Below are 13,219 nucleotides of genomic sequence, written 5' to 3'. Positions count from 1 at the left end.
ATACATTAGTTTCCAGCGAATTGCTGCCATCTGCTGGAAAAAAGGGGCCATGAAGGCCCCCTCTTTCTGAAACTCGAAAGAATTAGCGACGCAGGCCCAGACGCTCGATCAGCGCGGTGTAACGTGCAACATCTTTACGTTTCAGGTAGTCGAGCAGTTTACGACGCTGAGAAACCATGCGCAGCAGACCACGACGGCTGTGGTGATCTTTTTTGTGCTCTGCAAAGTGGCCCTGCAGGTGGTTAATCTGTGCAGTCAACAGAGCAACCTGAACATCGGTAGAACCGGTGTCATTTGCATCACGACCAAACTCAGAAACGATTTTAGCGGTAGCTTCAGTACTTAGAGACATTTTAAAACTCCAAAGTGTTAAGAATGAAAGGATGCCGATCTCTAATTCAGCTATCCCAGTGTATACACTTTATCCTTCAAACTGACTCTGCGTTGGCTGCGTCCGCTCACCTCAGTCACTTACCTAAGTAAGCTCCTGAGGATCCTCAGACTTGCCGCTTTGATGCAGCTCGAATGATTTTGTGTATACGCCACGCGGATTGTTAAACAATTCACGCGACGTTAAGCGGCAGTATTCTACTCGCAGCGCCCTTTTATCGCAAGACAGAGAGCTCTATGCAGGATACTCAACCACCAGGCGGCGGGGGGCGACACGACCTTCATCGTCCATCTCCCCCATGCCAATAAACTTGTCGTCATCGCCTTCCGTCACGCGTACCAGCCCTTCCAGCGGGGCGCCTGTCGTCCGTACCGGATTACCATTTTTAAAGTAAACCGACGATGTTAAAGGCAAATTAACAACAGGATAGTCCAATGCCGGACTGTCCATTGGCATCAGCAAAGGATCAAGCAACTGAGCCGCCAGAATGTTCTGCTGTTCTGCCTGTTCGACCAGCTCACGCAGGTGTTCCAGCGTGACCATACGATCCACCGGATACTTGCTGACCGTCAGACGACGCAGATACGTTACGTGCGCGCCGCAGCCCAGCTTCTCACCGAGATCGTCAACGATGGTACGAATGTAGGTGCCTTTGGAGCAGTGAACTTCCAGCTCCAGTTCGTTACCCTCGTGACGGATAAACAGCAGCTCATAGACGGTAATCGGGCGCGCTTCACGCGGCACTTCAATGCCCTGACGCGCATATTCGTACAGCTTCTTACCCTGATACTTCAGCGCCGAATACATCGACGGAATCTGCTCGATATCGCCGCGGAAAGTCTCCAGCGCACTCGCCAGTTGTTCTGCGGTGAAGGTTACCGGACGCTCCTGCACGATCTGCCCATCGGCATCGGAAGTGTCAGTACGCTGGCCCAGACGGGCAACCACGCGATAGCGTTTGTCAGAATCCAGCAAATACTGTGAAAACTTTGTCGCTTCACCAAGGCAGATAGGCAGCATACCTGTCGCCAGCGGATCCAACGCGCCGGTATGTCCCGCGCGGTTGGCATTGTAGATGCGCTTTACTTTTTGCAGCACGTCATTGCTGGACATGCCCTGCGGCTTATCCAGCAGCAGGACACCGTGAATATCGCGACCACGACGACGAGGACGACTCATCAGTCCTCCTTGCTGTCGTCCGCTGGGTTCACACGACGCTCATCGTCATGTTTCACCACGCTGGTCACCAGGTTGGACATGCGCATCCCTTCAACCAACGAGTTGTCGTAGAAGAAGGTCAGCTCAGGCACGATACGCAGACGCATTGCTTTACCCAGCAGAGAGCGGATAAAACCAGAGGCTTCCTGCAGTGCCTTAATGCCGTTTTTCACGGCAGCTTCGTCCTGATCGTTGAGGAAAGTCACGAATACTTTGGCATATGCCAGATCACGGGACATCTCAACACCCGATACGGTGGTCATCATGCCAACACGCGGGTCTTTGATTTCGCGTTGCAGGATGAGTGCGATTTCTTTCTGCATCTCCTGCGCGACACGCTGCGGGCGACCAAATTCTTTCGCCATAATAAATTCTCCAGACAAAAAAGGGGCATTCAGCCCCTTTTGAAAATAATTCGGTGATTAGGCTGTAGGCCTGATAAGCGTAGCGCCATCAGGCATTACATTGCCGGATGTCGGCGTAAACGCCTTATCCGGCCTACACCCGAACAACCTTAAGCAATTGTACGTTTGATCTCGATGATCTCGAACACTTCGATCATATCGCCAACGCGAACGTCGTTGTAGTTCTTAACGCCGATACCACATTCCATACCGTTACGGACTTCGTTAACGTCATCTTTGAAGCGGCGCAGGGATTCCAGCTCGCCTTCATAGATAACCACGTTGTCGCGCAGTACGCGGATTGGGTTGTGACGTTTAATAGTGCCTTCAGTAACCATACAGCCTGCGATAGCGCCGAATTTCGGTGATTTGAACACATCACGAACTTCAGCCAGACCAATAATCTGCTGTTTCAGTTCCGGAGACAGCATGCCGCTCATCGCTGCTTTCACTTCGTCGATCAGATGATAGATGACGGAGTAGTAACGCAGATCCAGGCTTTCTGATTCGATAACTTTACGTGCAGAGGCATCAGCACGTACGTTGAAGCCAACCAGAATCGCATTGGATGCCGCAGCCAGGGTCGCGTCGGTTTCGGTGATACCACCTACGCCAGAACCGATGATCTTCACTTTTACTTCGTCGGTAGACAGTTTCAGTAAAGAGTCGGAAATCGCTTCTACAGAACCCTGTACGTCAGCCTTCAGCACGATGTTCACTTCGTGAACTTCGCCTTCGGTCATGTTGGCGAACATGTTCTCAAGTTTAGATTTCTGCTGACGAGCCAGTTTAACTTCACGGAATTTGCCCTGACGGTACAGTGCAACTTCACGCGCTTTCTTCTCGTCACGAACAACAGTAACTTCGTCACCCGCAGCCGGAACACCGGACAGACCGAGGATTTCCACCGGAATGGACGGACCTGCTTCCAGTACTTCCTGACCCAGTTCGTTACGCATCGCACGAACGCGGCCGTATTCGAAACCACACAGAACGATATCGCCCTTGTTCAGGGTACCTTCGCGAACCAGGACGGTAGCAACCGGGCCACGACCTTTATCCAGGAAGGATTCGATAACCGCACCGCTCGCCATACCTTTACGCACAGCTTTCAGTTCCAGTACTTCGGCTTGCAGCAGGATAGCATCCAGCAGTTCGTCGATACCGGTGCCCGCTTTCGCAGAAACGTGAACGAACTGGCTCTCGCCGCCCCACTCTTCCGGCATGATGCCGTACTGGGACAGTTCGTTTTTAACGCGATCTGGATCCGCTTCCGGTTTATCGATTTTGTTGACTGCAACAACTACCGGCACACCTGCCGCTTTCGCGTGCTGGATAGCTTCGATAGTCTGCGGCATCACGCCGTCGTCTGCTGCAACAACCAGAACAACGATATCCGTTGCCTGAGCACCACGAGCACGCATGGAGGTAAACGCGGCGTGACCCGGGGTGTCCAGGAAGGTGATCATACCGTTGTCAGTTTCAACGTGGTACGCACCGATGTGCTGAGTAATGCCGCCCGCTTCGCCAGAGGCCACTTTCGTTGAACGAATGTAGTCCAGCAGAGACGTTTTACCGTGGTCAACGTGACCCATGATGGTCACTACCGGTGCGCGCGGTTCTGCCGCAGCGCCGGTGTCACGGTCGCTCATTACTGCTTCTTCCAGCTCGTTTTCACGACGCAGGATAACTTTGTGGCCCATCTCTTCGGCAACCAGCTGTGCGGTTTCCTGGTCGATGACCTGGTTGATGGTCGCCATTGCGCCCAGTTTCATCATTGCTTTGATGACCTGAGAGCCTTTGACCGCCATCTTGTTCGCCAGATCGCCAACGGTGATGGTTTCGCCGATCACAACGTCACGGTTAACGGCCTGAGCTGGCTTCTGGAAGCCCTGCTGCAGAGCGGAACCTTTACGCTGCTTGCCGCCTTTACCGCCGCGAACCGCTGCACGTGCTTCTTCACGGTCAGCTTTAGATTCAGCGTGTTTGTTACCTTTCTTCGCCGGACGCGCTGCTTTAGTGCTGCGAGTACGACCACGACCGCCTTCAACTTCACGATCGTTCTCGTCTTCAGCCTGGCGAGCATGCTGAGAGGTGGTGACGTGATAATCACTGGTGTCTTCGACAGGTTCAGCGTTATTCACACCATTTTTCTCGTTTTCTTCCGCCATACGGCGAGCTTCTTCCGCTACGCGGCGCGCTTCTTCTTCAAGCTTGCGACGTGCTTCTTCTTCCGCTTTACGCTTCAGTTCTGCGGCTTCATTTTCACGGCGGGCTTTTTCGGCCTGGGCGGTTTTAGTCATATCGTCGGTCTGTTGATTGCTCACTTTGTCTTTTTCCGCAGCTTCACGTTTCGCTTTATCAGCGGCTTCACGCTTAGCTTGTTCTGCGGCCTCACGTTCGGCTTTTTGTTGCGCCTCGCGTTTGGCAGCTTCTTCTGCCTCACGACGGGCTTGCTCTTCCGCTTCACGCTGCGCCTGCTCTTCCGCGGCAAGGCGTTCAGCCTCTTGCGGATCGCGTTTCACAAAGGTGCGTGTCTTGCGGACTTCGATTTGTACCGATTTGCTTTTTCCACCGGTACCTGGAATATTGAGAGTACTGCGCGTTTTACGCTGCAATGTCAACTTATCCGGCGCTGAGCCGTTTTCACGGTTCAAATGCGCCAGTAAGGTTTGTTTCTCTTGTGCGGACACAGAGTCGTCAGCAGACTTCGGGATACCGGCATCAGCAAATTGCTGTACCAGGCGATCTACGGAAGTCTGTATCTCTGCAGCCAGCGTTTTTACGGTTACATCTGTCATACTGTTCCTTCCTGCTACAGTTTATTACGCTTCGTCGCCGAACCAGCAAATATTACGGGCAGCCATAATCAGCTCACCGGCTTTTTCGTCGGTCAACCCTTCGATATCAGCCAGATCATCAATGCCCTGTTCAGCGAGATCTTCCAGCGTACAAACACCACGGGCCGCCAGTTTGAAGGCCATCTCACGATCCAATCCTTCCAGATTCAGCAGATCGTCAGCCGGTTTGTTATCACCGAGGCTTTCTTCCTGGGCCAGTGCCAGAGTGGTCAGTGCGTTTTTAGCACGCTCGCGCAGCGCTTCAACGGTCTGTTCATCCAGGCCGTCAATTTCCAGCAGCTCTTTCATTGGCACGTAGGCCAGTTCTTCCAGCGTCGCAAAACCTTCTTCCACCAGAACGGTCGCGAAATCTTCATCGATATCGAGATATTTGGTGAAGGTATCGATGGCTGCATGTGCTTCAGCCTGATGCTTCGCTTGCAGGTCATCAACGGTCATCACGTTGAGTTCCCAACCGCTCAGTTGTGAAGCCAGGCGGACGTTCTGACCATTACGTCCAATCGCCTGAGCCAGGTTACCGGCTTCAACCGCGATATCCATGGTGTGTTTGTCTTCATCCACCACGATAGAAGCGACGTCTGCTGGCGCCATTGCGTTAATCACGAACTGCGCCGGGTTATCATCCCACAGGACGATATCGATACGCTCGCCGCCCAGTTCGGTAGAAACCGCCTGAACGCGCGCACCGCGCATACCAACACAGGCGCCGACCGGATCAATACGCTTGTCGTTGGTCTTAACGGCGATTTTCGCACGCGATCCCGGATCGCGAGCAGCCGCTTTAATTTCGATAACTTCTTCGCCGATTTCCGGCACTTCAATGCGGAACAGCTCAATCAGCATTTCCGGCTTGGAACGGGTTACGAACAGCTGTGCACCGCGCGCTTCCGGGCGAACTGAGTACAGAACACCACGAATACGGTCACCAGGGCGGAAGTTTTCACGCGGCAGCATGTCTTCACGCAGGATCACAGCTTCAGCATTGCTGCCCAGATCCAGAGAAATGTTGTCGCGGTTTACTTTCTTCACCACACCGGTGACGATTTCGCCTTCGTGTTCGCGGAACTGATCAACAACCATTGCGCGTTCAGCTTCACGTACTTTCTGTACGATAACCTGCTTCGCAGTCTGGGTGGTGATACGGTCAAAGGTGACAGATTCAATCTGATCTTCAACATATTCGCCCACGTTCAGACTTTCGTCTTCGAAGCGTGCCGCTTCCAGCGTAATTTCTTTGGTCGGCTGAGTAACTTCTTCTACGATTACCCAACGACGGAAGGTATCGAAATCACCGCTTTTACGATCGATTTCTACGCGAACGTCGATCTCTTGCTCATATTTTTTCTTTGTTGCTGTAGCCAGCGCACTTTCCAGCGCTTCAAAAATTTTCTCGCGTGGCAGCGCTTTTTCGTTGGATACGGCTTCAACAACAGCCAAAATTTCTTTGTTCATCGCGGGCTTTTCACCTCAATCCAGACTGTTAAAAGTGGGGAACCAGGTTCGCCTTCTGGATATTACTCAGCGCGAACACTTCATCTTTGCCTTCGACTGTGACCGTGATCATCTCACCGTCCACCGCTTTGATAACGCCCTGCCATTTACGACGGTTTTGTACCGCCATACGAAGAACCAGCGTGACTTCTTCACCCAGGAAACGCACGTAGTGTTCAGCTGTGAACAGAGGACGGTCGAGACCCGGAGAGGAGACTTCCAGGTTATAGGCAACGGTGATTGGGTCTTCGACATCCATCACGGCGCTTACCTGATGGCTCACATCAGCACAATCATCAACATTGATGCCATCTTCACTATCAATATAGATGCGCAGTGTGGATGTGCGACCACGAATAAATTCGATGCCGACCAGTTCGTAGCCCAGGGCTTCAACTGGCGCTGTAATCATCTCTGTTAATTTTTGCTCTAATGTGGACAAGCCCACCCCCAAGACATAAAAAAAGGGCCTAAAGCCCAGTTATTCTGTAGTCAGATAACAAAAAACCCCGATAAATCGGGGCTTTAGATAACTGAACCCTATAACCGCACCTGCGGTTCGGAGAACCTTCCGAAAGAATTTTTTTCAAATCCAGCTACGAAGGCCTAAGTCTTCACAGTATATTTGAAAAAGAACTCTAAGGGAAAGTGGTTGCGGGGGCCGGATTTGAACCGACGACCTTCGGGTTATGAGCCCGACGAGCTACCAGGCTGCTCCACCCCGCGCCTGAAACGTGGCAAATTTTACTCGTTTTGGGTAAAAAATGCAAATACTGCTGGGATTTGGTACCGAGACGGGACGTAAAATCTGCGCACAGTATATTGATTCAATATGCGTTATGTCAACCTTGTTACGACTATGCAAATCAATGAATGCTGCCCAGCGCTAGCCCAGCAAGATAAATATGCCGCCCACGCCGTTATTTAACGAAATTATCACTAAACTCTTCCTGTCATCCAGAAAAGATGATTAAATGAAAACTCATTTATTTTGCATAAAAATGCAATTAGTATAATAAGCCGACCTCTTCACCAGTCTATCAAGCAGGGTTTTATTTTATGACGACGATTCTCAAGCATCTCCCGGTAGGTCAACGTATTGGTATCGCTTTTTCCGGCGGCCTGGACACCAGCGCAGCACTGCTGTGGATGCGACAAAAAGGGGCTGTCCCATATGCATATACTGCGAATTTGGGCCAGCCGGATGAGGATGACTATGACGCCATTCCTCGCCGTGCAATGGAATATGGTGCTGAGAATGCTCGCCTGGTAGATTGCCGTAAGCAGCTGGTTGCCGAAGGGATCGCTGCCATTCAGTGCGGTGCATTCCACAACACCACCGGCGGACTGACCTATTTCAATACCACCCCGCTGGGCCGTGCCGTGACCGGCACCATGCTGGTTGCCGCCATGAAAGAAGATGGTGTAAACATCTGGGGCGACGGTAGCACCTATAAAGGTAACGATATTGAACGTTTCTATCGTTACGGTCTGCTGACCAACGCCGAACTGCAGATTTACAAACCATGGCTGGATACCGATTTTATCGATGAACTCGGTGGTCGCCATGAGATGTCCGAATTTATGATTGCCTGTGGTTTCGACTACAAAATGTCCGTTGAGAAAGCGTACTCAACAGACTCCAATATGCTCGGGGCGACTCACGAAGCAAAAGATCTGGAATTCCTGAATTCCAGCGTCAAAATCGTCAACCCGATTATGGGCGTGAAGTTCTGGGATGAGAGCGTGAAGATCCCGGCAGAAGAAGTGACCGTGCGTTTTGAACAGGGTCATCCGGTTGCTCTTAACGGTAAAACCTTCAGCGACGACGTTGAGATGATGCTGGAAGCCAACCGTATCGGCGGCCGTCACGGTCTGGGTATGAGCGATCAGATTGAAAACCGTATCATTGAAGCGAAGAGCCGTGGCATCTACGAAGCCCCAGGGATGGCATTGCTGCATATCGCCTACGAGCGTCTGCTGACCGGTATTCACAACGAGGATACCATCGAGCAGTATCACGCGCACGGTCGCCAGCTGGGTCGTCTGCTGTATCAGGGCCGCTGGTTCGACTCTCAGGCGCTGATGCTGCGTGACGGTCTGCAGCGTTGGGTTGCCAGCCAGATTACCGGCGAAGTCACGCTGGAACTGCGTCGTGGTAATGACTACTCAATCCTCAACACCGTGTCTGACAATCTGACGTACAAACCAGAACGTCTGACGATGGAAAAAGGCGACTCCGTATTCTCTCCGGATGACCGTATCGGTCAGTTGACCATGCGTAATCTGGATATCACCGATACCCGCGAGAAGCTGTTCGGCTATGCGCAGTCTGGCCTACTGACAGCCTCTTCCGCAACCGGCCTGCCGCAGGTTGAGAATCTGGAAAATAAGGCGAAGTAAAGATTCACTATCTTAAGGCCGCGAAAGCGGCCTTTTTTATGCGCGAAATATAAGGTGTCTGTAGGCCTGATAAGCGTAGCGCCATCAGGCGTTGTAATAATGTCGGATGGCGGCGTTAACGCCTTATCCGACCTACAGGATAGCCATAAATAACAGACGAAAAAAAAGACGCTTTGCAGCGTCTTTTTTTTTGGAATTTGGTACCGAGGATGGGACTCGAACCCACAAGCCCGTTAGGGCACTACCACCTCAAGGTAGCGTGTCTACCAATTCCACCACCTCGGTACAGAATACTTAGCGTGGGATATCGCTGGTCGGCTGAGCCGGAGCAGCTGGCTGAGTTTGCTCGGTTTTCGCCGGTGCGCTCAGATTTTCCCACTCACTTCCTTTATTGGTCTTATTGCTGTTCATGTTACCCAGCACCAGACTGATGATGAAGAACAAGGTTCCCAATACAGCTGTCATACGGGTCATGAAGTTACCAGAACCACTTGAACCAAACAGAGTACCAGAAGCGCCTGCGCCAAAAGAGGCTCCCATATCAGCGCCTTTGCCTTGCTGCAGCATGATCAAGCCTACCAGGCCAATTGCCACAATAAGGAAAACTACTAAAAGAGCTTCGTGCATAATCAACCTGTTCCTTGCGGAGTTGCCGCGTACAATGCTTCGACCATTAAAGCGGGAATATTTACTGTTTCCCACTGAAGCGGGTGTGAATACTAACCAAAGCGAATAACCTTCGCAAGGGCAATTTGTTAGCATTGTATCAACTGCGGAAAAAATCGCCATATCAATCAAAAACGCAGCAATTTCTCCCAGCATCTCTGCATGACTGCGCGTTGATCGTCAAGGTTAGCCCATACCACAACGGGGATTTCACAAATCAGGTCTGTATTTTCTGGCCAGCAGTGAATAATTTGCTGATTCACCAACTCTTCCGCCACCATCGATTCAGGTAACCAGGCCATTCCCATATGGCGCAGTACCATTTCTCGTATCGTTTCGCTTAAACCACTCTCAAATACTTTTTTTAGCCGTGGGCGGACGCGTTGTTCTGCCGACTCAATAATACGTCTGACAAAGGTGTAGTCGCTGTAGCATAGCCACGGAATCGGAGCATGCGGATCATTAAGCGCATCAGCCAACTGGGCTGAAATAACCGGTATAAATCGCTCATACCGCCATAGTGAACGTTTTAACCCTCCGGCGATCTCCAGCCCCGGCTGGGCAGACGGTAAATCGTAGGTCACCAGTAAATCAATTTGCCGGTTCATCAGGGCATTGAAGTGGTTGTCTATCCCCTGGATACTGGCGTTGACCGTAAAGTTTAACTGCGGCTCACTCTGTCGCAGGTAGTTGATCATATCCGGCAGGATATTCACCGACAGCGTATGCAGGCTGACCATCACCAGCGTGTTATCCGTTGCTGGCGTCATCGCCGACAGCTCATGGCGTGCCTCTGTTAACGTGCTGAGAACGTGCCGGGCATAAGGTTCAAAGCGTTCACCATAGCGCGTCAGCGTGACAGGGGTCGTTGTCCGGTCAAACAAAGGCACGCCCAGCACCTCTTCCAGCGCCTTTATACGCCGACTCAACGCAGGTTGAGTAATATGCCGCTGCGCCGCGGCCTGAGAGTAGTTTCCATGCTGGCCCAAGGCCAGAAAATCTTCCAGCCACTTACAATCCACGTTGTGCTCTCCGCCATGCCATAACCGCATCCTCCAATAACAAATCGGTAATAGTCATAGTTATAGTAATGGCTTTATGGTGGGCATCATAACAACAATATTTCGTTTCACCTGCCGACTCTCACCCTCGACGTTTGACAGGACCGCTATGTTTACTTTATTGACCAATGCCCGTGTTTTTTCTCCTGAGGATTTAGGCCTCTGCTCCCTGCTCATTCATGCCGACCGAATTGTGGCGGTAGAAAAAGATATTTCGCTCTTTGATGGCGTCAAAGAGGTCATCGATTGTCGGGGTAAATGGGTTATCCCTGGTATCATCGATCAGCATGTCCATCTTACCGGTGGCGGCGGGGAAGCCGGGTTTGCCAGTCGGACGCCAGCCGTCAAGCTGCGCGATCTGATTCAGGCAGGTATTACCACGGTGGTTGGTGTGTTAGGCACCGATGCCATTTCTCGTTCACCCAAAGATCTCTACGCTAAAATGCAGTCTCTCAACCTTGAGGGATTACGCGCGTTTATGCACACGGGAGCCTACGCCGTTCCCAGCCCAACCATTACGCGATCCATCCGCGATGATATGGCCTTCATTCCGGCAATTCTTGGTGTAAAAATCGCCCTCGCCGATCACCGTGGCTCTTACCCCTCTTTCCAGGAGTTGCTGAGGATAGTGAGCGATATTCGCGTCGCTTCCCTGCTGGCTGGGAAAAAAGGCTTGCTGCATGTGCACCTGGGGAATCTGCCGGAAGGGATGTCGCAACTTATTGAGCTGTGTGATGCGGGTATTCCGATTCACCATATTTCACCGACGCATGTTGCGAGAACTGAGCCCTTGTTCGAACAGGCGATTGCTTTCGCCCATCGCGGCGGCCATATCGATGTTACGTCCGGTGGCAGTCGTTTTATGCCTCAGGAGCAAGCGATTCTCCACGCACTCGAAGCACAGGTTCCGGCGGAGCGCATCACGATCAGTTCTGACGGCAATGGCAGCGTTCCGCGCTTTAACGCTCAGGGTATCGTTGAAGGTTTAAGCGCGGCACCGGTCGCAGGCAATCTTAACCTGCTTCCTCGCCTGATTGATGTCGGGATTCCGGTGTCACAGGCCATCGCGATGCTGACGGCAAACGTTGCGCGCTCGCTGGGTATTTCCGGGGGCGTGCTCTGCGCCGGGGAACGTGCCGATATCTGTGTACTCAATGATGACCTCTCGCTGGCCCATCTGTTTGCCGCGGGTAAACCGTTGCTGCGGGATGGCGAGTGCCTGGTTACCGGCAACTTCGAGTAAGGGGGCAAGAATGTCATTGCTACTGGCGCTAATCGCCATCATTTTTGCCGGACGTCTGATCCTCAAAAAATATCACCCCCAGTCGGTACTGTTATTGACCGGGATTGTGCTGTTGCTTATCGCGCATTTTAGCGGAATGACCTCACTCAGTGGCCTGGTGAAAAAGAGCACCGGATTTGGCCCCTTTGACGCCTTTGAGTTTATTCGCGATACCCTGAGCGTGCGTCTCGGCGGCCTCGGACTGCAAATTATGCTGATTGGTGGTTTTGCCACCTACATGTCAGCCATTGGCGCAAGCCAGGTACTGGTTCGGGTGACGTCTCGTCCTTTGCAACGGCTGAACTCGCCATATCTGCTGCTGGGGCTGGCACTGCTATTGGGTCAATTCCTGTCGCTGTTTATCAGCAGCGCCACCGGATTGGGTCTGCTGCTGATGGCGACGCTTTACCCGCTGCTAACCCGTCTTGGCTGTAGCCGCGCCGCGGTTGCCGCCGTTATCGCCAGTACCTGTGCGGTTGAGTTTGGCCCCGGCTCCGGCAACTCTGTTCTCGCCGCCAAAACCGCAGGCATCGAGGTCGTGAACTATTTCGTGCAGGATCAGTTGCCGATCGTTGTGCCCGTCATTCTTTTCATCGCCCTGCTGCATATTGTTGTGCAACGCTTTTTTGACCGTCGGGAAAGTGGCGACAATGCAGCTCAGCAAATGCAGACATTAACGGCGACTGATGAAGCCGACGCACCTATCGCCTGGCTGTTTCTGCCCATGCTGCCGCTGGTATTGATGCTGGTGTGCAGCGATTTAGTATTCAGCTCTCTCAAGATCACGCTGGATACCGCCGTACTGATAAGCCTCGCTATTACGCTGGTTTGTGAGTACTGCCGTCATCGCAAGGCGCGCGAGGTGATGGCTGGCGTACAAAAGGTTTTCGACAGCATGGGCAGCGTTTTTGCCACCGTCGTGACGCTGATTATCGCCGGTGAAGTCTTTTCCGCCGGACTGAAAGCCATTGGTGCCGTTGACGCACTGTTGTCACTTTCCGGTGAATTTGGCCTCAGCGCCGCCTCTATTATCCTGCTGATGACCCTGATCACCTTCGCAATTTCAGCGCTGATGGGCTCCGGGAATGCGGCATTTTTCTCCTTCGCACCCATGGTGCCGGACATCAGCCGTCATATCGGTAGCGATATCGCTGTCATGATGTTGCCTATCCAGATCTCGGCGGGTATTGGTCGTACGCTATCGCCCATCGCCGGCGTAATCATTGCTATCGCAGGGATTGCAGGTGTCTCGCCTGTGGATATTGTTAAGCGTACCGCGATTCCGATGCTGGGCGGTTGGCTACTGATGATTGCGTTAACCTTTGCCCGGTCTGGGCATCTGCTGGCGGTTCTGCCGTGGCTGGCAGTCCTTGTGCTACTGATGGTCGGTGGTTACTTCTGGCAGCGCCGACGTAAACAGCCGCTTGCTGTACAGTAAAAAA

Annotated in this window: 11 protein-coding genes and 2 tRNA genes; 3 read left to right on the top strand and 10 right to left on the bottom strand. The window is 52.4% G+C overall.

Annotated elements, in window-relative coordinates; translation table 11 throughout:
* Positions 1-82 precede the first annotated feature (82 nt).
* The 7 genes from rpsO to OGY68_RS12200 all read right to left on the bottom strand — a co-directional run bounded on the left by rpsO (position 83) and on the right by OGY68_RS12200 (position 7,091).
* Entirely contained in the window at positions 83-352 is a 270-nt protein-coding gene (rpsO, locus tag OGY68_RS12230) for a 30S ribosomal protein S15 (RefSeq protein WP_000059465.1), read from the bottom strand.
* A 273-nt stretch (positions 353-625) separates the two neighbouring features.
* Positions 626-1,570 (bottom strand): tRNA pseudouridine(55) synthase TruB, encoded by a 945-nt coding sequence (truB, locus tag OGY68_RS12225; RefSeq protein WP_057067628.1) that lies wholly within the window; start codon positions 1,568-1,570, stop codon positions 626-628.
* Positions 1,570-1,974: a 30S ribosome-binding factor RbfA gene (rbfA, locus tag OGY68_RS12220; protein WP_003024988.1), complete on the bottom strand. Its 405-nt coding sequence runs from the start codon at positions 1,972-1,974 to the stop codon at positions 1,570-1,572. Before rbfA ends, truB begins: the two co-directional genes overlap by 1 nt.
* Before the next feature lie 149 nt (positions 1,975-2,123).
* Positions 2,124-4,814 (bottom strand): translation initiation factor IF-2, encoded by a 2,691-nt coding sequence (gene infB / locus OGY68_RS12215; RefSeq protein ID WP_003828710.1) that lies wholly within the window; start codon positions 4,812-4,814, stop codon positions 2,124-2,126.
* Between the two features lie 24 nt (positions 4,815-4,838).
* Positions 4,839-6,326 carry a transcription termination factor NusA gene (gene nusA, locus OGY68_RS12210; RefSeq protein ID WP_003024992.1) on the bottom strand — a complete coding sequence of 496 codons (1,488 nt, stop codon included), beginning with the start codon at positions 6,324-6,326 and terminating at the stop codon, positions 4,839-4,841.
* 28 nt (positions 6,327-6,354) lie between these two features.
* Positions 6,355-6,807 (bottom strand): ribosome maturation factor RimP, encoded by a 453-nt coding sequence (rimP, locus tag OGY68_RS12205; RefSeq protein WP_003024996.1) that lies wholly within the window; start codon positions 6,805-6,807, stop codon positions 6,355-6,357.
* Positions 6,808-7,014: 207 nt separating this feature from the next.
* A tRNA-Met gene (locus OGY68_RS12200) sits at positions 7,015-7,091 on the bottom strand.
* A gap of 333 nt (positions 7,092-7,424) precedes the next feature.
* On the opposite strand from OGY68_RS12200, the gene argG reads away from it, so the two are divergent.
* Positions 7,425-8,768 (top strand): argininosuccinate synthase, encoded by a 1,344-nt coding sequence (argG, locus tag OGY68_RS12195; protein ID WP_005131837.1) that lies wholly within the window; start codon positions 7,425-7,427, stop codon positions 8,766-8,768.
* A gap of 198 nt (positions 8,769-8,966) precedes the next feature.
* Here the strand turns inward: argG and OGY68_RS12190 are convergent.
* From OGY68_RS12190 to OGY68_RS12180, 3 genes are all read right to left on the bottom strand, one after another.
* Positions 8,967-9,053, bottom strand: a tRNA-Leu gene (locus OGY68_RS12190).
* A 9-nt stretch (positions 9,054-9,062) separates the two neighbouring features.
* The gene (gene secG / locus OGY68_RS12185) at positions 9,063-9,395 is read right to left on the bottom strand and encodes a preprotein translocase subunit SecG (protein ID WP_003025000.1); all 333 of its coding nucleotides are present in this window, start codon (positions 9,393-9,395) and stop codon (positions 9,063-9,065) included.
* 167 nt (positions 9,396-9,562) lie between these two features.
* Positions 9,563-10,456: a LysR family transcriptional regulator gene (locus OGY68_RS12180; RefSeq protein WP_057067627.1), complete on the bottom strand. Its 894-nt coding sequence runs from the start codon at positions 10,454-10,456 to the stop codon at positions 9,563-9,565.
* Between the two features lie 148 nt (positions 10,457-10,604).
* On the opposite strand from OGY68_RS12180, the gene iadA reads away from it, so the two are divergent.
* The gene (gene iadA / locus OGY68_RS12175) at positions 10,605-11,738 is read left to right on the top strand and encodes a beta-aspartyl-peptidase (protein ID WP_057067626.1); all 1,134 of its coding nucleotides are present in this window, start codon (positions 10,605-10,607) and stop codon (positions 11,736-11,738) included.
* Between the two features lie 10 nt (positions 11,739-11,748).
* Positions 11,749-13,215, top strand: a complete 1,467-nt coding sequence (gene dcuC, locus OGY68_RS12170; RefSeq protein ID WP_003025006.1) for a C4-dicarboxylate transporter DcuC — start codon at positions 11,749-11,751, stop codon at positions 13,213-13,215.
* Positions 13,216-13,219: the final 4 nt, after the last annotated feature.

The organism is Citrobacter sp. Cpo065, assembly GCF_030332805.1.
Classification (GTDB): domain Bacteria; phylum Pseudomonadota; class Gammaproteobacteria; order Enterobacterales; family Enterobacteriaceae; genus Citrobacter; species Citrobacter portucalensis.
This window is presented reverse-complemented; position numbering and strand designations above follow the sequence as displayed.